This window comes from Streptomyces sp. UF-297 (assembly GCF_058245575.1).
Window position 1 is genome coordinate 34,464 of sequence record NZ_JBSIBZ010000003.1, and the last position, 18,935, is coordinate 53,398.

Annotated in this window: 13 protein-coding genes and 2 pseudogenes; 11 read left to right on the forward strand and 4 right to left on the reverse strand. The window is 75.4% G+C overall.

Annotation, left to right across the window (positions count from 1 at the left end):
• Positions 1-194 precede the first annotated feature (194 nt).
• Entirely contained in the window at positions 195-1,001 is an 807-nt protein-coding gene (locus tag AC4IJH_RS03125) for a (2Fe-2S)-binding protein (RefSeq protein WP_490849908.1), read from the reverse strand.
• Positions 1,002-1,221: 220 nt separating this feature from the next.
• Here AC4IJH_RS03125 and AC4IJH_RS03130 point away from each other — a divergent pair, with 220 nt between their 5' ends.
• Positions 1,222-2,082 (forward strand): GntR family transcriptional regulator, encoded by an 861-nt coding sequence (locus AC4IJH_RS03130; RefSeq protein ID WP_490849909.1) that lies wholly within the window; start codon positions 1,222-1,224, stop codon positions 2,080-2,082.
• A 155-nt stretch (positions 2,083-2,237) separates the two neighbouring features.
• On the opposite strand, the gene AC4IJH_RS03135 is transcribed toward AC4IJH_RS03130, so the two are convergent.
• The 3 genes from AC4IJH_RS03135 to AC4IJH_RS03145 form a co-directional block, all read right to left on the reverse strand.
• Positions 2,238-3,143, reverse strand: coding sequence for a hypothetical protein (locus tag AC4IJH_RS03135; protein WP_490849910.1), 906 nt, complete (start codon positions 3,141-3,143; stop codon positions 2,238-2,240).
• Positions 3,144-3,490: 347 nt separating this feature from the next.
• Complete coding sequence (locus AC4IJH_RS03140) at positions 3,491-4,390, reverse strand: hypothetical protein (RefSeq protein ID WP_490850033.1); 900 nt, start codon at positions 4,388-4,390, stop codon at positions 3,491-3,493.
• A gap of 233 nt (positions 4,391-4,623) precedes the next feature.
• Complete coding sequence (locus AC4IJH_RS03145; protein WP_490849911.1) at positions 4,624-6,060, reverse strand: hypothetical protein; 1,437 nt, start codon at positions 6,058-6,060, stop codon at positions 4,624-4,626.
• A 246-nt stretch (positions 6,061-6,306) separates the two neighbouring features.
• Here AC4IJH_RS03145 and AC4IJH_RS03150 point away from each other — a divergent pair, with 246 nt between their 5' ends.
• The 10 genes and pseudogenes from AC4IJH_RS03150 to AC4IJH_RS03195 all read left to right on the forward strand — a co-directional run bounded on the left by AC4IJH_RS03150 (position 6,307) and on the right by AC4IJH_RS03195 (position 18,931).
• Positions 6,307-7,275: an ABC transporter substrate-binding protein gene (locus AC4IJH_RS03150; RefSeq protein ID WP_490850034.1), complete on the forward strand. Its 969-nt coding sequence runs from the start codon at positions 6,307-6,309 to the stop codon at positions 7,273-7,275.
• A gap of 41 nt (positions 7,276-7,316) precedes the next feature.
• A pseudogene (locus tag AC4IJH_RS03155) lies at positions 7,317-8,354 on the forward strand (FecCD family ABC transporter permease); the annotation flags it as partial.
• A gap of 239 nt (positions 8,355-8,593) precedes the next feature.
• Positions 8,594-9,847 carry a FecCD family ABC transporter permease gene (locus AC4IJH_RS03160; protein WP_490849912.1) on the forward strand — a complete coding sequence of 418 codons (1,254 nt, stop codon included), beginning with the start codon at positions 8,594-8,596 and terminating at the stop codon, positions 9,845-9,847.
• A 149-nt stretch (positions 9,848-9,996) separates the two neighbouring features.
• Positions 9,997-10,900, forward strand: a pseudogene (locus tag AC4IJH_RS03165) (ABC transporter ATP-binding protein).
• A gap of 73 nt (positions 10,901-10,973) precedes the next feature.
• Positions 10,974-11,108, forward strand: a complete 135-nt coding sequence (gene amiA / locus AC4IJH_RS03170; RefSeq protein WP_490849913.1) for a streptamidine family RiPP — start codon at positions 10,974-10,976, stop codon at positions 11,106-11,108.
• Positions 11,109-11,202: 94 nt separating this feature from the next.
• A complete protein-coding gene (locus tag AC4IJH_RS03175; RefSeq protein WP_490849914.1) occupies positions 11,203-12,216 on the forward strand; it encodes a hypothetical protein in 1,014 nt (337 codons plus the stop codon).
• A gap of 188 nt (positions 12,217-12,404) precedes the next feature.
• Positions 12,405-14,048, forward strand: a complete 1,644-nt coding sequence (locus AC4IJH_RS03180; RefSeq protein WP_490850035.1) for a CocE/NonD family hydrolase — start codon at positions 12,405-12,407, stop codon at positions 14,046-14,048.
• 128 nt (positions 14,049-14,176) lie between these two features.
• A complete protein-coding gene (locus tag AC4IJH_RS03185; protein WP_490850036.1) occupies positions 14,177-15,523 on the forward strand; it encodes a YcaO-like family protein in 1,347 nt (448 codons plus the stop codon).
• Between the two features lie 10 nt (positions 15,524-15,533).
• Positions 15,534-17,105 (forward strand): nitroreductase family protein, encoded by a 1,572-nt coding sequence (locus AC4IJH_RS03190; protein ID WP_490849915.1) that lies wholly within the window; start codon positions 15,534-15,536, stop codon positions 17,103-17,105.
• The gene (locus tag AC4IJH_RS03195) at positions 17,102-18,931 is read left to right on the forward strand and encodes an ABC transporter ATP-binding protein/permease (RefSeq protein WP_490849916.1); all 1,830 of its coding nucleotides are present in this window, start codon (positions 17,102-17,104) and stop codon (positions 18,929-18,931) included. Before AC4IJH_RS03190 ends, AC4IJH_RS03195 begins: the two co-directional genes overlap by 4 nt.
• Positions 18,932-18,935 lie beyond the last annotated feature (4 nt).

An 18,935-nucleotide genomic window follows, 5' to 3' on the forward strand; every position in this document is an offset into this window, starting at 1 on the left:
CCCTTGCATCGCGGTACGCGTTTCGCGTTTCGCGCGCCATCTTGGCGGAATCCCGCCGCCCCTCTGGGGGTTTCTGGGCAAGAGAGCGCCAAGTAAGGCCAGGGACCTACGGATAGGTGCGTTTGTGGTCGAACTTTCTTATGCGGAAGCCGAGTTGGGTTCGAATTCCCTTACCCGTTCGGGTGGAGCCGAATTCAGGTGCTTGCGGTGAGCCGCGCGATGCGGTCCGCGTCGCAGGTCCGGGGGCAGGTGACGCAGGTGTCCTCGGGGCGCAGCGTGTAGAACATGCAGCAGCTGGCGCGGTCGCGGGTGGGCAGCCGCTCGCCGCGGGGACCGGTCAGGTCGCGGAAGCCCGCGCCGCCCACAAAGGGGGCCGTCGAGCCCGGCAGCAGCCGATCCGATTCGGCCATCGCACGCGGCTCTTCACCCAACAGGTGCCCCAGGTACCACAGGCCTTCGACGATCTCGTCCGAGGCCATGCCCCACAGCGCGCGCGGTCCGCGCCGCATCCGGGGGCGGAAGCCGTCCAGTACGGGACCCAGGTGCTCGGCGACGGCGGCCCGAACCTCGCCGCGCAGCGCCTCCTCGTCGGGTACGACCACGGCGCCGGGCAGCGCCGCGGCCGGGTCGCCGGGCAGACAGGCGAAGCTGCCCACGCGCACCGCCATCCGGCCCAGCTCCCGCTGGAAGGCGACGTGCTCCGCGGGGAGCCGGGGGACCCTGCGGTGCAGGAACCACGGCATGGTGATCAGCAGGCAGGCGGGCCAGGCGTAGCGGTGCAGGCCGAAGCTCGCGACGACGTCGGGGCGGCCGCGCTGCCCGTACGCCTCGACGATCTGGGCGTCGTCCCAGGCGAGGAAGTCCTCCAGGGTCCGGCCGCCGGCGGCCAGCTCGGCCGCGGTCACCCAGCCGTCGCCCGAGGGGAGGGCGTCGCCCAGGGGGATCTCGGTGACGCTCAGCCCGGGGAAGACCTCGGTCAGCCGGGCGTAGGCGCCGGTCACGGGGGACGCGGGTATGGCAGAAGCAGCGGATGCGGTGGTTTCGGCGATGTCAACGGGTGCGGCCGTCAGCGCGCGGGGCGCAGCGGTGAGGGCAGGAGGCATGCGGGAGACCACCGAATCGCGATCGTTAGCAGGTAAGCCTTACCTTACCGGAGCTCGCCGAGGTGTGAACTGCCGGGGGGTCCGCCTATGGTGCTGCTGGACGTCAGGAGGAATCCCTATGGAGCAGGGCAGAGCGGAACGGGAGCCCGGGTTGCGCGCGCGGGTGCCGGCGCAGCCCGGGTCCCACCCGGTGCGCGGCGAGCACATCGTGCACGAGCACTGCGCGGCGGACGGCGCGCACGACCACGGCACGCTCCCCGCCGCGCGCATTCCGGCCCCCGCGCCCGCTCCGGATCCCGCCGCGGCGCCCGCCCCCGAGGCCCCCGGCGCCCCCGCTCCCGTACACAAGCAGCCGCAGCGTCATTCCGTACGCGGCCAGATCCTGACCGCGCTGCGCAACGCCCTGGTCGCCGGGGAGCTGACGCCCGGCGAGGTCTACTCCGCGCCCGTGCTCGCGGAGCGCTTCGGTGTCTCGGCCACCCCCGTCCGCGAGGCGATGCAGCAGCTCGCCGGTGAGGGGGCCGTCGAGGTCGTGCCCAACCGCGGCTTCCGGGTCGCCAAGCGCACCGCCCGCGACCTGGCGGAGCTGGCCGAGGTGCGCGCGATGCTGGAGGTGCCCGCCGTACTGCGGCTGGCCCGTACGGTCCCGGCCGAGCGCTGGGAGGAACTGCGGCCGCTGGCCGCTGCGACGGTCGCGGCGGCCGCCCACGGCGACCGGGTGGGCTACGCGGAGGCGGACCGCGCCTTCCACCTCGCGCTGGTCGCGCTGACCGGGAACCGCCAGCTGACGCTGGTCACCGAGGACCTGCACCGCCGCACCCAGTGGCCGGCCGCCGGCGGCGCCACGGTCCGCACGGCCGATCTGCTGGCCGCCGCCTCCGACCACGCCGCGCTGCTGGACGCCCTGATCTCCCAGGAGTACGCGGTGGCCGAGCGCATCGCGCGCGAACACCTCTCCGCGGGGCGGCACTTGCGCTGAGGGCTCCGCTGGCTGGGGTGTCATCTGCGGGGCGTCGTGTCCGGTCGAGTCCGCGTGGCGGAGCCGCACAGCGATGCAGCCCCGTGTCCCTTGGGGCGCTTGGCCGTTGCCGGAGTCGAGCCGCTCTCGACCGGCCGTCGAGTCTGCCCCTGCCCTTACGCCGGGTACACCTGGTGGAGCCCGTACGGCAGCAGCCGCTCCAGGGGCAGGGCCGCGGCGTCGGCGGCGGGGCGGGAGAGGTAGAGGTCGGCGTGGTAGAAGCCGTCCGACTCCTTGCCGGACGGGTCCAGGCCCCGCCGGGCGAGCGCCTCCAGGGCGGCCCGCTGCTCCTGGGCGCCGGTGAAGCGGCGCTGGGGGAAGGTGCACGCCGTCAGCCGCTCGGTCACCAGTCCCGCGCGGGCCAACTGGGCCTCGAAGGCCGCGTACGACACGGTGCGCAGCACGAACGCGGCGACCCAGGGCGGTGTGGTCGCGCAGTCCAGCAGGAGGTCGAAGGTGCGGGCCGAGACATAGCCCACACCGCCGGTCACGGTGATCAGATCCGTACCGGCCATCGCGCGGCGCAGGGCCGTGGTCGGCCGGTGGGTCTCCAGGTTCTCGCAGAAGCCGCGGTGGAGCAGGCCGGCGGCCTGCGCGTAGCCGACGGCCTGGGGCGCGGCGTCCAAACCGATGACCCGGACCGCCTCGGGGCGCCGCTGCCGGACGAAGAACGCCGCGTCCCGCTCGGCGAGTTGACGCGGCGCGAGCGAGGCGAGGCCGTGCAGCGCGTACCTGCGGTACAGGTCGGTGAGCGTCAGACGGTGGTTGAGCAGCGCCGCGTTGACCCCGTAGGAACAGCACAGGTCCAGGACCTGCGGGGCGGCGCCGTCCGGCCGCCGGCGCAGCTGCCACAGCGCCTCGGTCAGGGCGCGGAAGACCGGCTGGCCGTGGTGCGGGGTCTGGTAGTCCAGTGGGCGCAGGGTGGTGAAGTAGCGCCGTGGGTCGGGGCAGTTGTAGATCGCCTCGAAGTCCGCTTTGCCTCGTTGGGGATGCGCCGTGGTGTGGGTCGCTCCTGCTGGCAAGGGTGGCCTCCTGGAGGCGTCGCCATGGGTGGGAGTCGTGGCCGCGCGGTGGGTCCGTGGCCCTGGACCAGCATTCAGATGGGTACGGCGGTCAGCCAGAGCGACTTGCGGCCAATCTGGGAGACGAGCGGGCCGGGGAGGATGGCGGAAGCCGTGGGGTGGACGCGGCGTGATGGATGTGGTGCGGCGGACGCGGCCCGCCGGAAGCGGTGCGGCGGAAGTGGCTCATCAGGGGCGATGTGGCGGACGTGGCCTGTCGGATGTGGCCCGTCCGGGAGCGACGTGGTGGCCGTGGCCCGGATGTGGCCTTCCGGATCGCGGCCCGGCGATCCGGAAGACACGGGCTCTCAGGCCGCGGGCGCCGGGGAGAGGTGGCCGGCGAGCCAGGTGGGGACGCCGCCCATGAGGCGGAAGAGGCGGGCCGCTTCGGCGCGCAGCCGGTCCGCCTCGGGCTCCGGTACGGCGTCGGCCAGCGCCACCAGCGCCGGGGCCGTACCGACGAGGAAGCCCAACTCCTCGCGGATGCGCAGCGATTCGGTGAAGCCGTGCCGCGCCTCGGCCAACTCGCCGTCGCGCAGCGCGAGTCCGGCCAGGTGCCGCCAGGTGAAGGAGAGCAGCAGGGTGTCGCCGTGCGTGGTGGCCCCGGCGTGTGCCCGGCGGTAGGCGGCGCGGGCGGACTCCGGGCTGTCGGCGACGTGCTCGGCCATCAGGCCGCGCCGGAAGTCCAGCAGCGGGCGCCCCGGCGCGGCGGGCGCGAGCAGGGCCGCGGCCCTGCCGAGCGCGGCACGGGCCTCGTCGGCGCGGTCGCGTACGCCCAACACCGTCGCCGCGTACGCGAGATGGCCCCGCTCGCAGGCCGCGGCGCCGCGCTCGCCGTCATCTCCCGCCAGCGCCTCGGCGGCGCGCAGCGCGTCCTCGGCCGCGGGCCACCCGGCGGCGGTGAACATGCAGCGCTCCACCAGAAGAGCCGCGCGGCGCAGGGCGGCGGGGGCGTCGTGGGCGGCGTGTGGTTCCAGCAGTGCCGCCGCGTCGTCCCAGCACCCGCGCGAGCGCAGCCGCCACACGGCCCGGCCGAGTGGGTCGTCGTCCTCACCGGCACCGGATCTGGCGGCCGGGAGCCCCGGCGCCGTCGCTGTGGACCCCTTGATCACCGCGGAGTTCGCGGTTTTCGCGGGATCCGTGGGATCTGAGGAATCCGCGGACTGTGATGACATGGCGGTATCCGCCACATTGCCCTCCCCGAGCACGCCATTGAGCTGGAACTGGAAACTGTGGGCGAATCTCAGCACGAATTCCGGGGCGGGGCCAAGGGGGTGGGTGAATGATTTCACAATCCTCGGCGCGGCAGGCCGTGTTGACCGGTGGCCGAGATCCGTGCCACGCCGGGGCCGTGTGCGTACCCCGTGACGGGGGAGGCCGCGCGAGGACACCGCCCGATCGAGGGACCGCGATCACGAGGCGTACGCCCGGCGAGTGATCCTCACCGGCCGACCGGATCCCGGTGCGCGCCGTCGTCCGGCGTGATCAGGGCGAGATGCCCGCCCTCGTCCAGTGGCGTGGGGACGGTCAACACCCCCACCGCCTCGGCCCGGTCGGCGTCGAAGAGGTGGATCTCGCCGTGTCCGCCGCGGGTGACGGCGACCAGCGGACCGCCCGGCGAGGCGGCGATGGCGCGCCGCTGCACCCCGTCCCACGGGGTACCGCCGCGGCGCGGCGCGCCGTCCATGGGCGGCAGCGGCAGCCGCGCGCAAACGTGCGGGCGGGGCGAGTCCGTGGCGACGAGGACGAGTTCGTCGCCGTCGGGGTGGACCCGGGCGAAGGCGACATGGCGGGCGGCCACCGCGAGGCGGAAGACCAGCCCCGGCCCGAGCCCGATGCGGCCGGTGTGCCCGTCGGCGGGTCCGGCGGGGTGTGCGCCGTCGAGCCGGTGCCACCAGGCGTCGTTGGTCCACTCCGGCCACCGTCCGGGCTCGGCGGGGCCGCCGCGTACGCACGACCAGAGCATGCGGCGGGCCGGATCCAGCCGCAGGTAGTAGCCCCGCCCGCCGCTGCGGCCGGCCGCCGCCCAGGGCAGCGTCGGCTCGGGTACGAGGGTGTCGCCGTCGCGGCGGGCGCGGTGCACGCCGGAGCCCGCCGCCGCGAACAGCCGTGCCGTACGGGGGTCCTGGGCGTCGCCGTGCCCGTCGTCGTCCGCCAGTCCGAGCCGCAGCAGGGGCTCGGCGGGCGGGCAGGAGGGCGCGGCCGACATCAGGTCGCGGTGCCGGTGGGCGGTGAGCGCACCGGGCTCGCGGTGGCGCAGGACGACGAGGGGGCCGTCGGTGGTGAGGGGGTGGCCGGTGGCGGGGGAGGCGTCGGCGGTGCGAGGGCTGTCGGCGGTGTGAGGCCTGTCGTCGGCGCAGGGAGCGCCGAGGACGGTGACGCCCGGTTCGCCGACCAGGGTGCGGGTCCGTACCGCGCTCGGCCCGCCCGGCGCATGAAGGTCGATGGCCGTCAACTGGTCGCTCCAGGCTTCCCCGTTGCGGCCGAGCCCCGTGGTGACGGCGATCCGGCGGCCCTGTGGGTCGGCGGCGATGTGCTCGGCGGGTACGGCCACCGGAACCCGGGCCTCCACGAGCGGGCGGCCCGCGTCGGGCCCGTACGGATCGAGGATCAGCAGCTCGCCCGCCCGGTCGTCGACGAAGGCGGTACGGCTGCGGGGCAGCGCCAGGAACCCGGCGTGCTCGGCGAGATGGCGGCGCTCCAGACGCGCGGTGACCGCGCCGTCCGGGAGGCTCAACACGGAGAGAAGTCCAGCCACTTGGTCGGCGACGAGCAGCCGCGGTGAGGCGGGTGCGGCGGGGCGGGCGCAGGGGGGTGCGGCCGATGCCGAGGGGTGGGGTGCGGTCGGCGGGGTGGTCGGTGGTGCGGGGCGGGTCATGGTCGGTCTCCCGGGTGGGTGGCGGAGGGCGGCAGCGGCCGGCACTTGATTTGGAAATGATTATCATGTGTAAATGCTGGGTGGACAGCAGGGGCCCGCCCGGGGCGGCCCCCGCCGCTGCATGCCCGAGCCCCGGTAGCCGAGAAGAACTGAGAGTCACTGGTGTCGCGGAAGCGGAGAGCGTGGATGGCGGGGGCGGCGGGAATGACGGAAATGACGGGAAAGCTGAGGGCGGGGCGTCGGGTGATGGCCGCCGTGGCCATGGGGGCGGCGGGTGCCGTACTCGTGGCCTGTGGCGGCACGGCCCCGACCGTCCAGGACGCCCCCGGTACGTCCGGCAAGGGCGACGGCGCCCGGACCGCCACCGAGGTGCAGCCGATCGCGCCCGCGCGGAAGATCACCGACGCCCAGGGCGTGACGGTCGACACCAAGGCGCCCCCCAAGCGCGTGGTGTGCCTGGTCGCGCTCTGCGACGACATGCTCGCCGAACTGGGCATGACCCCCGTCGCCACCAGCTCCGAGCTGCTGGCGCGCCCCGGATTCCTGGGCGCGGAGCGGGCGAAGCGGATACCCGTGGTGCCCGGCGGATTCCTCAGCCCCGAGACGGAGGCGGTGCTGTCCCACAAGCCGGACCTGGTCATCGGGCTGAAGGACACCCACGGCAAGCTCGCCCCGGCGCTCAAGGGGGCCACGACGTTCTGGCCCGTCCAGCCCGCGACGTGGCAGGACAGCGTCGGCTATCTGCGGAATCTGGCCGCGCTGACCGGGCGTACCCGGCAGGCCGAGGAGGCGGAGAAGCGCTTCCGTACGAAGCTGGCGCGCGCGGAGAAGGAGGCGAGCGGCAAGACCTCGCTGATCATCTTCGGCAGCGACGAGAACTTCGGCGTGGCCACCCCCGGCAACGACGTGGCCGCCGGACTCTTCCCGAAGATCTCCGGCTACCCCTGGAAGAGCCGGGGCGTGGAGGGCAGTTACAGCCTGGAGGAGATCCTCGCCCGGAACGTGGACGTGCTGTTCGTGGAGACGCTGGCCTTCGGCGACGCGGGCGGGGGCGGAAAGCTGTCGGACAAGCTCGCCAAGAACCCGCTGTGGTCGCGCATTCCGGCCGTGAAGAACGGCAAGGTCGTCGAGGTCGACTCCGAAGTGTGGGCCAAGGGGCGCGGCACGCGCTCGCTGGGCATGGTCCTCGACGAGGCCGTGGCCGCGCTGCGGTGAGAACCTCGGTGCGGACCTCACCCAAGCTCCCGGCCCAACTCATGGTCTGTGCCGTCCTGTTGTCGCCGGCCATGGTGTGCGCGCTGTGCCTGGGCACGCCGTACGTCCCCCTGTCGCATCTGCCCGCGGCCCTCTTCGGGAGCGGCGCCGAGGGGCCCGGCGGCGACCTGGCCGCGGTGATCGTCGGCGAACTGCGGCTCCCGCGTGCGGTGCTCGCCCTGGTGGCCGGGGCCTGCCTGGGAGCGGCCGGACTCGTGCTCCAGGAAGCACTGCGCAACCCGCTCGCCGTCCCCGAGATGCTCGGCGTCTCCTCGGGGGCCGCGCTGGGCGTCGCCGCGCCGCTCGTCCTGTCCTGGGCGATACCCGCAGCGGTCGCACCGCTGCTCGCCCTCGGCGGCGCGGCGCTCGGCGGCCTGCTGACCCTGCTCGCCGCCGGGTTCGGGCGCAGCCCGTCCGCCGTACTGCTGACGGGCGCCGCGGTCGCGGCCGCGCTGCAGGCGGCGCTCTTGGTGCTGATGGTGCTGGCCGATCAGCTCGACCTCCAGCTCATCTACCGCTATCTGCTGGGCAGTCTGTCCGCCCGCACCTGGGACGACGTCACCGGCCTCTGGCCGTGGCTGGTCATCGCGGTGCCCGCGCTGGTGCTGTGCGCGCCGGTGCTGGCGGTGCTGCGGCTCGGCGACGACGACGCGCGGGCCCTGGGCGTACGGGTACGCCGCGCCCGGCTGGCGGCGCTGGCCATCGCCGTACTGCTGATCGCCCCCGTCGTCGCGGTCTGCGGCCCGGTGGCCTGGGTCGGCTTCCTCGCCCCCCACCTGGCCCGCCGCCTGCGCCCCGACCACGACGCCGTGCGCTGGCTCCCGTGGTCGGCGGCCTGGGGCGCCGCGATCGTCCTCTGCGCCGATCAGCCCGCCCGCCTGGCCCTGGCCCCCGTCGAAACTCCGGTGGGCGCCTGGACGGCGCTGGTCGGAGTCCCGGTGGGGGTTGCGCTGTTGAGGGCGCGGCGGGGGAGGGGCGGGCGGCGGCCGACTGGGCGGACGCCCGTTACGGGGCAGGGCTCGGCGCGGGGTGCGGTGCCGGTGGCGGGCGGGAGTTCGGCGCCGGATGAGGTGCTGGTGGCGGGGGGCCGTCCATCGCCGGATGGCGCTCCGAGGGCGAGTGGGAGGTCAGCTGTGGATGGCGGATCCGTGGCAGGCGGGCGTCCGGCGCCGAATGAGATGCCGGTGGAAGGCGGGAGTTCAGTGCCCGGCGGATCGCCGGTGACCGGTGGTCGCGTGTCGTACGGGCGGCGGTCGCCGCGGGAGGGGGAGGTGGCGGGATGAGAGTGCGTGCGGGAGAGACGGGCGGTGGCGCCAACGGCATCGACGGCGTTGACGGCGTTAACGGTGACGGCGGCGTCCATGGTATCGGCAGCGGCGGTGGTAGCGGGAGCGGCAGCGGCGCCGGCTCGGGCGTCGGGGTGGAGGCCGCTGCCGATGGTGATGACCTCGGTGCGGTCGCCGCGCAGGAGCGGTTCCCCGTGTCTGTACGGAAGCCGTATGCCCTCCGTACGCGAACGAGTACGAAGCTGGTGCTGCTCGGCCTGCTCGTGCTGGCCCTCGGCGGGGCCGGGCTGGTGGCGGGGCGGGCGCCGACGCCCGCCGGAGTCCGGGACGTACTGACCGGGGGCGGCGAGGCGACCGCCCGGCACATCGTCCTCCAACTCCGCCTGCCCAGAACGCTGGTGGCGCTCGGCGCGGGTGCCTGCCTGGGGCTGGCCGGGACCGTACTCCAGTCGGCGCTGCGCAACCCGCTCGCCGGGCCCGAGGTCACCGGGGTCACGCCGGGCGCGGTGCTGGGCGCCGTCACCGCCACCGGCCTCGGGCTCGCCGGCTGGGAGTCCCCGGCCGCCGTGGTCGTCGCCGCCTGCCTCGGCGGCTTCGCCGGAGCCGGGCTGCTGTGGCTGCTGGTCGGGCGCGAGCAGGGCGATCCGGAGCGGACCGCGGTGCACGGCGTACTGGTGTCGGCCGTACTGGCCGGGCTGACGGCCATGGTGCTGCTGGTCGCGCCCGGGGAACTGGGCAGCGTGGTGCAGTGGCTGGTCGGTTCGACGGAGGGCCGGGTCTGGCAGCACTGGCACCTGCTGTGGCCCTGGGCGGCGGTGTGGACGGCCGCGGCCTGCGCGCTGGCCGGGCCGCTGACGCTGCTGCGCTGCGGCGACGAGCAGGCCGCGGCGGCCGGACTGGCCGTCACCCGGGCCCGCGGCGCGGCCCTGGTCTGCACCGTCGCGCTCACCGCGGGCGCGGTGTCGGCCGTCGGCGCCCTGGGCTTCGTGGGGCTGCTGGTGCCGCATCTGGCGCTGGCGCTCTTCGGCGCGGACCTGCGGGCCGCCCTGCCCGGCGCCGCGCTGATCGGCGCCGTGGTGGTGTGCGGCGCCGACGCGGCGGCCCAACTCCTGTCCCGCTCCCTCGCGTACGCCCTGGACGCCGACCGGCTGACGGTCCCCGTCGGCGCGCTGACGACGTGCGTCGGGGCGGCGCTGCTGATGGTGGTGGCGCGGCGGTACGGGGGCCGGTACGGGGAGGGGCGGTGAGGGCGGGCGGGTGCCGGGCCACGGGCCGTCTCGCCCGCCCTCGTGCCGTGTTCTCCCCCACTGCACCACCGCCCCGCCACTTCCCTCCCTCGCTGCACCAACGCCCTGTCCCTTCTCTCACTCACCGCATCGCAACACCAGGAGCGCACATGACCGCACCACCTCCACCCCCACCCGTATCGGCTCAGGGCAAGGACGGCCCGCACCGAGGCGGCAGCCCGCCGCCCGCTCCGGGCGCGATCGACGTCGAAGGGGTCCGCTTCGGGTACCCGGGGCGGGAGGTGCTGCGCGGCGTCGATCTGCGGGTCGAGGAGGGCGAGTTGGTGGCCCTGGTCGGGCTCAACGGCTGCGGCAAGAGCACCCTGCTGCGGCTCGCCGCGGGCCTGCTGCGCCCGACGGCGGGCCGGGTGCTGCTGGGCGGCGACGACCTCGCCGCCCTGTCCCGGAGGTCGGCGGCGCGCCGGGTCGCCCTGCTGCACCAGTCGGCGCCCGCCGTGCCCGGCATGACCGTACGGCAGCTCGTACGCCAGGGCAGATACGCGGCCCGTGGCCCGCTGGGCATGCTCAGGGAGGGCGATGACGCCGTCGTCGCGCGGGCGCTCGCGGACGTCTCGGTGGCCGAATGGTCCGACCGGCCCGTGGACTCGCTGTCCGGCGGCGAGCGGCAGCGCGTACGGCTGGCCATGGCACTGTCCCAGGACACCCGTGTGCTGCTGCTCGACGAGCCCACCACATACCTCGATCTCCGGCATCAACTCCAGGTGCTGCAGACGGTGGTGAGGCTGCGTCAGGAGCGTGGGCTGACGGTGGTGATGGTGCTGCACGACCTGGGGCACGCGGCGCGGTTCGCCGACCGCCTGGTGGCGCTGCGCGCGGGCCGGGTGGCGGCGGACGGCCCGCCGGCGGATGTGGTGACACCGGGGCTGCTGGCCGAAGTGCTGGGCGTGGCAGGGCGGGTGGGGCGCGATCCGGAAGGGGGCTGGCCGGTGTGTTACCCGGATCACCCTCTTCCGGTGACGAACACTGTTGCGAAATGACAATCATGTTCATTAGTGTCTGTGGTGCGGCGCCGGTCGGCTGCCGTGGCCGGACGACGGCCCAACCATGTGACTGGAGGCTTCACCTCATGGAGCAGAGCAAGGTGTTCACCCCGATCGCCGAGCAGGGTCAGCTCGCGCACCTGTCGGCCACCCACTCCAACGCGCTCGTCGAGAACCCCTTCGACGACGCCTTCGAGGCCGCCGCTGACGGCGAGGAGTAAGACCCTGCGAGCGGGCCCGTCCGGTCAACTCCCGGGCGGGTCCGCTCCGTTCTCCCCTCTCTCGTACTCCGACCTGTTCAAGGAGGTCCCGCTCGTGCCCCTCAACCGACTCGCTCCCGGCGTCGAGATCGTCACCGTTCCCGGGCGGGGGCTCGCGCTCCGTACGCCCGAAGGGGACTTCCTGCGCATCGATACGGGCGAGGTGCCCGAGCGTGAACTGCTGGAACGGCTGGCGGGGGACGGGGAAGGCACGAGCGGCCCCGCGCGGGACGACTCCCCGCTCGCCTCCCTGGTGGAGGCGTTCGAGGGCGCAGGTTTCGTACGGCGTGCGGACGCGGAGATCTCCGCGGCGCGGCCGCTGGCGGGGTGTCGCGTGCTGGTGCTCGGTGACGAGGTGATCGTCGGGGTGTTGGCGCGGTGCGTGGAGGCGGCCGGGGGCGATGTGGATTGTGGTGACGCCGTACGGGTCGCCGCCATGGCGCGCGAGGGCGCCGGCGGCGACGGGCGGCGAACTGCCGTGGTGTGGTGCCTGGATGATCCCGTACCGCCCGGGCTGTGGGAGCAGGCGGACCGGCTGCCCGGCCGGGGGATCGCCTGGCTGCGCTGCCACCGCGAGGGCCGCCAGGCCTGGATCGAACCGCCGGCCGCCGTGCCCGGCGATGTCACCTCGGCGGATGTACGCCTCAGACGGCTCGCCGCGACACCCGCGTACCGCGAGCTGGCCGCGTACTGGAGCGGTCAACGCACGCCGGAGAGCGCCCGGTTGAGCACCCCCGCCTCGGCCGGGCTGATCGCGGGACTGCTGGCCGACGACCTCATCACCTGGGCAACGGGGCGCGTGTCCGCCGGGACCCTGCCTGCGCGGCGACGGCTGCGGCGCATCGACCTGGCGGACCTGACGGTGACGGAACATCCGGTGCTGCCGGTGCCGGTGGTTGCGGAGCTGCCGGGGGCGGTTGGGGCGCGGGCGGGAGTGGGTGTCGCTGCGGGGGCGGGCGTCGTCGGTTCGCATGCGGACTCGGATGCGGGCGGTGTCGGGCGCGCGGGTGTGGATGGGGCTCTGGGCGCGGACAGCGGCCCGGGTGTGCAGGAAGGTGGCGGGCGATGACGCCGTACATGGATTCCGGTGCGGGGCAGGGCGGCGGCGCGGTGGCGCCCGGTGGTGCGGGGGAGTTGGCGGCGGCGGAGGCTGTGGTGCCCGGTGGTGCGGGGGAGTTGGCGGCGGCGGAGGCTGTGGTGCCCGGAGGCGCAGTCCGCGGGCAGGACGGGCCGCGGGTGCGGACGGTGTGGGTCGGGATGGCGGACGGGGCGCGGCTGGCCACGGATGTGTGTCTGCCCGCGCGGTCCGGCGGGCCGTACCCGGCCGTGGTGATGCGTACGCCCTATGACCGGCGCAGGCACCGGGCCGAGTTGTGCGCCTGGGCGGCGCGCGGGTTCGCGGCTGTGGCGCAGGACGTACGGGGCCGCCACGCCTCGCAGGGGGAGTGGCACCCGTACCGGGGCGAGGGGGCCGACGGCGCGGCGACGCTGCGTTGGCTGCGCGGGCAGACCTGGAGTGACGGCCGGGTGATCGCCCACGGGGCTTCGTACGGGGCGTACTGCGCGCTGGCGACCGTGCTGGGCGACGCGAGCGCGGACGGCAGGAGCGGCGACGTCCAGGGTGAAGGCGGTCCGGGTGAAGGCAGGTCGGGTGAGGGCGTCCCCGATGCGGTCATCGCCGCCGTTCCCGCGCTCGGGACGGCCGAGACGGCGCGCGAACCTGGCGGCCCGGAGCGGCTGTTGGCGCGTGCCGGATGGTGGGCGGCGCACGGCGACCGCCCGGACTCGGACCCCTCGGCGCTCGACGAGGCGCTCGCCCGCGACCCGCGCCTGCTGGAGCACCTTCCCGTCCTGGACCTGCCGCACCGTCTGGGCCGCGAACTGCCCTCTTGGGCGGGCGTGTGGGACGACTGCCGACGCGGCCGCCTCGCGCTGCGGGCGGGCCGCGCACGGGTCCCGCTGCTCGCTGTCGGCGGCGCCCGCGACCCCTTCGCCGACGACACCGTGGAACTGTGGCAGCGGTGGGGCGGCCCGGCCCGCCTGCTGATGGGGCCGTGGGGTCATGAGCTGACGGCATCCCCTGGCGGCGGGGCCGGTGAGCGGCAGTCCGGACACTATGAACACCGGCTGAATCTCGGTGAGTTGTACGTCCACTGGGCGCGCACCGCACTCGACGCCGGTCTCGCCTCCGGGAGGCGTGGCGCCGTGGCCCTGGTGGGGAGCGGCTTGTGGTGCGGGGCGGGGGATGGCGGAGCGGCGGACGGTCGAGTGGCGGACGGCAGGGTCCTCGTGCACGCCTTCGGCAGCCGGTCCGGGCTGCGCGTACTGCGCGGTGCCGACTTCGTCGCCGACCCGCAACACCCCGTACGCTCCGACGACTTGGCCGTCCCCGAGGACGGCCCGGCCGACCGCTGCCTGCTGGTCACCCCGCCGCTGCCCCGCCCGGTGGATGTGCTCGGGACGGCGTCCGTGCGCTTTCGCGCCCGCTCCTCCACGCCGAGTGCGGACTGGGCGGTACGCGTGGTGGCGCTCGACCCCGAGGGCCGGGCCGAACCCCTCGCTCTGGGGGTGGTGCGGCGGATGGACGGGCCGGGCCGGGCCGGCGGGACCGGCCGGGTGCACGGGTCGAGTCGCCCGGACGCGGAGTGCCAAGTGAACGTATCTCTAGGTCACTTGGCGCGGAGACTGCCCGCGGGGACGCGGCTGCGGGTCGAGATCGCCGGTCACCACTTCCCCGCCCACGCACGCAATCCCCACACCGGCGAGGACCCGATGGCCGCCACCCGGCTGCTCCCTTCCCGCCGCACCGTACTGATGGCGGACGGCGCCCTGCTGCTCCCCGTCGCCCCGCCGCGCAGCTTCGCCGCGGCCGTCGACCCCGTACAGGAGATATGCACGTGACCACCCACCCCCACGGCACGGCGGCCGCCGCCCCGCCCTCGTCGACAGCGCGGCCGTCTGGGGCCGCGGAACCCGTCCGGGCCGCGTGGTCCGCCCCGGCTTCTCCCGCCCACCTCCCCGTCGAAGCGCTGGTCGACCCGCACTGCGGGCTGGTCCGCAGCGTGGAGCCGGTTGCGCACCCGGAGGGTGCGCCGCCCCGCTATACCGCCATGACCGCCGAGGTGGCCGACGCGCGCCGGTTCGGGGCGTGGCCCGCCGACCGGGTGGCGCTCGGTACGACCTTCGGCGACCCGGAGGGGGCCCGCACGGCGGCCGTCGCCGAGGCCGTCGAACGGTACTGCGGCAACCGGCTGCCGCCCACAGGTCACCCCGACGCCCCGCGCCGGGCCACCGCTCGCGAACTCGGCTCCGAGGGGCGGCAGTTGTACGGACCCGGTGACCTGCCGCGTTATGCGGACTGGCAGTACGGGCGCGAGGCGTTCCCGTACCGTCCCTTCACGCCGGACACTCCCGCGCTGTGGACGCGCGGAACATGGACGGACACGGGGGCGGAATGCTGGGCCCCGGTCTGCCTCACGCATCTCAACTGGCGTCAGGGTGAGCTGCGTTCGCTGCCCCGCACGCATCACCTCAACTACGCGGGCATCGCCACCGGGCAGGGGTTCGACGACGCCGTCGAGCGCGGCCTGCTGGAGGTCGTCGAACGCGACGCGCTGGAACTGTGGTGGCACCTGGACGGCCCCGCCCGGGGCATCGACCCGGCCACCGTGCCGGGCCTCACCGAGGACCTGGCGGGCTGTGGGCTCAGGGTGTGGATCGTCGAGATGCCGTCCGAATTCGCGCCGTGCATGGCGGCGTTGGCGTACGACCCGGTGCGCGGAATCCATGCGGCGGGCTTCGCGTGCCGGTACGACCCGGCGGAGGCGGCGCGCAAAGCGGTGCTGGAGGCCGTGCACACATGGGTCTTCACGCAGGGGGCCGTGGAGGCCGACGGCTGGGTGTTCCGGGCGATCGAGGCGGGGATGCTCGCGAGCGGCCTGTACCTCTCCCACCGCGCCGACCGCCGCTATCTGGACGACTGCGGGCCCCAGTTCGCCGCCGTACGCGACCTGGGGGCGCATGTGCAGGTGTGGCTGGACGAGCGGATGCGGCCGCTGGCCGAGCGGTTCACGGAGCCGCGCGGCGGCACGGTGGGGATCGGGGAGGCCGCGGCGGGATCGCGCGAGGCCCTGTGGTCCCGTCTCGCGGCCGGCGGCCACCGCGTCGCCACCTTCGACCTGACGACCGAGGACGTGGCCGAAACGCCGTTGCGGGTCGCCCGCGTACTCGTCGGCGGCCTCATCCCGAACGCCCCGGCTGCCTTCGCCTACCTCGGCTCCCCGCGCTTCGCCGAGGCGGCCCTCGCCCGAGGCTGGCGGTCGACGGCCCCCGCCGCCCCGCAGGACTTCACCCTCGCGCCCCCGCCGCACATGTGAGGCGCGACCGATGAACGATTCCCTTCCTTCCGGAGCGGCGCGGCGCGCGCCCGCGCCCGACGAGGTGGCGGCCGCGCTCGCCGAGGCCCGGTCCTGGCGGGTGCCCGATGCCGCGACGCCGGACGCGGCCGCGCCCGCGCCTGCCTGGGCGTGGGCCCCCGCCACGCTGCGCGTGCCCGAGCGGCCCGGGGTGCTGCCGCTGGCCCGTGCCCTGCGCCTGTCCCTCGCGGCCGCCGAAGGCTCCGGCGGCCGACTGCGGCCCGTACCGTCGGCGGGCGCGCTCCACCCGGTCAACGCGCACCTGCTGATCGGCCCCAACTGCCCGCTCCCGCCCGGTCGTTACGCGTACGACCCGCGGTCCGGCCGGGTGCTCTCACGCGGCCCCGCTCCCGCCGACGCACCCCCGGGCGCAGTGGTCGTCCTCACGGTCACCGCCCGCCGCACGGTCTCCCACTACGGCCACCGGGCCTGGCCGCTCCTCCTCCTGGACGCCGGGCACGCAGCCGCCGCCCTGGCCCTGGCCGGAGCCTCCCGCATCTGCCTGGACGCGGACGCCCGCCTCCTGTCGGCCGCGGCCGGACTGCCGCCGACCGCCGAATGGCCCCACCGCCGGCCCGGCATGGAGTGCGAACACCCGCTGGCCGCCGTCCACTTCGTACCGGACGGGGTGGAGGGGGTCGCGGGGACGGAGGGCCCGGACTCGACACAGCGGGACGTCCTCGCACGCTGGGCGAGGCAGGGGCTGGGGGCCGCGCCGCTCGCGGCCGGTATGAGGGTCACCTCAGGAGGCGTGTCCGGAGCCGGGGCGCGGACGGGGACCCGGGCCGGGGTGCGCACCGCGCGACGGGCCGGAGCGACTGCGGGGCCAGGGCCTTACGGGGGTGGGGCGGCGCAGCAGTGCGCGGCGGATCGCGAACTGGAGCGGGCCTGGCGCGTCCTGGAGCTGGTCACCAAGGCGCCTGAGCGCAGGGCCGGTTGGCGGCATGGGGGAGGGGGCGACTGGCCCGCGGGTGTGCTGCCGGCGCGGCGCAGTGCGCCTCCGCCTCTGCTGGGCGAGCCCTCGCGCGGGCAGTTGGGGCGCGTCCTGGCCGCGGCTCAGGCGGGCTCGCCGAGCGGCCTGAGGTGGTGTGTGGCTGTCGGCGGGGTCCGGCCGGGGCTGCTGGAAAGGGAGAGCACGGCGGGCCAGGCTCAGCCGTGGCGGGACTGTGCGGGGGGCGGGCTCGGCGTGCTCGCCACCGGAGACGCGCGTCCCACGCTCGCCGTCTGGGCGGCCGGTCAGGGGTGGATCGCCGAGGCGGGGGCGGTGCTGCTGGCGTACGGGTGTCCTGCGGACGCGGCACCGGAGCGCGTACGGCGCGACCATCTCGGCGCCGGATACGCCGTGGGGCTGGCGCAGGCCACCGCCGCCGCGCTGGGCCTGGCCGCGCGGCCCATCGGTTCCTGGCAGCGCGCCGACCTGGGAGCCGCGCTCGGCGGCAGCCCGGGCCGCGACTGGATCGTGCACGGGCTCGCCCTGGGGCGCGGCTCCACCAAAGCACCACCTGTCCCACCCACCACCCGAGAACGAGGCGATCAGCCGTGATGGTGCACCCCGAGCTGCTGCGTGCGGCCCGTGCCGCGCGTGGGCCGTTGCTGGGCGCCACCGCCCTGCTCGCGGCCGTTGCCGTGACCTATCTCGCGCAGGCGGTGCTGCTGGCCGCCGCGCTCTCCACGATCGCGCGCGGTGGTGTCGACGGCGCGGGCGGCCAACTCGCCCTCCTGCTGGGCGCGGTGCTCGGCGTCGTCGCGCTGCGGGCCGGGCTGGGCTACTGGCAGCGGCGGACAGCCGTACGGGCCGGGGCGCAGGTGCGTACCCGGCTCCGCGACGAGCTGCTGGAACGGCTGGGGTGCGTGGGGCCGGCGCATCTCACCGGGGCCCGGGCCGGTGCCGTACGGGCCACCGTCGTGGACGGCGTGGAGGGCGTGGACGCCTACGTCTCCCGCTATCTCCCGCAGCTGCTGATCACCTGCGCGCTGCCGCCCCTGCTGCTGGCCGCCGTCGCCGCCGTAGAACCCTACGCGCTGCTCGCCCTCGTCCCCGCCCTGCTGCTGGCGCTGCTGGCACCCCGCTGGTGGGACCGGCTGCTGGCCCGGCGCGGCCGCGAGCACTGGGACTCCTACGAGGCCCTGGCCGCCGACTACTTGGAGGCGCTGCAGGGCATGCCGGCGCTGCGCGCGGCGGGCGCGGTGGGGCGTACGAGGCAGCGGCTGGAGCGGCGTTCGGCCGCGCTGCACCGGGCGACCGTCGCCAAACTGCGGGTCTCGCTCCTCGACACCGGGCTGACCGACCTGGCCCTGCAGGGCGGCACCGTCGCCGCGGCCCTGCTGGCCTGCCACGCGGCCGCCACTGGCCGCACCGCCGCCAGTGGCACCTACCTCCTGCTGATGCTCGCCGCCGAGTGCTTCCGGCCGGTCCGCGACCTCTCGCGCGCGTGGCACGCCGGATATCTGGGCGTGTCGGCGGCGGACGGCATCGCCGCGCTGCGCACCGCCGAGGGCGGCGTGCCGGACGAGGGGACCGTACGGGCCCAGTGGCACACCGCGCCCGAAGTCCGCTTCCAGGACGTGCACTTCGGCTACCCGGGGGCCGAGGGGCCGGCGGCGCTGCGCGGGGTGAGCTTCACGGCGGCGGCGGGACGCACCACCGCCGTGGTCGGGCCGTCCGGGGCGGGCAAGTCCACGCTGCTGCGGCTGCTGCTGCGGCAGTACGACCCGCAGCGCGGCACGGTCCTGGTGGGCGGGAGCGACGTCGCCGCCCACACCCTGGCCTCGCTGCGCAGCGGCATCGCCGTCGTCTCCCAGGAGACCTACCTCTTCCACGCCACCGTCGCCGACAACCTGCGCCTGGCCCGCCCCTCGGCCACCGACGCCGAACTGCGGGCGGCGGCGCGGGCCGCCGGGGTGCACGAGGAGATCGCCCGCCTCCCGGACGGCTACGCCACACTCCTGGGCGAGCGAGGCGCCACCCTCTCCGGCGGACAGCGCCAACGCCTCGCCCTGGCACGGGCGTTGCTCTCCGACGCTCCCGTACTCGTCCTCGACGAGGCGACCAGTGCGGTCGACGAGCACCGCGAGGCCCGCATCACCCACGAACTGACCCGCGCCGCCCACGGCCGCACCTGCCTGATCGTCGCCCACCGCCTGGAGTCCGTACGCCACGCGGACCGCATCGTGGTCCTGCGCGAGGGCCGCGTGGACGCTGCGGGCACCCATGCGGATCTGCTGGCGGCGGGCGGTCTGTACGCGTCGCTCGTCGCGGCGGGGGGTGCGCCGGGCGTGGGCACACCGGGTGAGGATGCGCGGGGTGCTCACTCACCCGCCCCCGCGCCGGACCGTGAGCAGGGCGAGAAGGGCGGGCGAGCCGCATGACCGT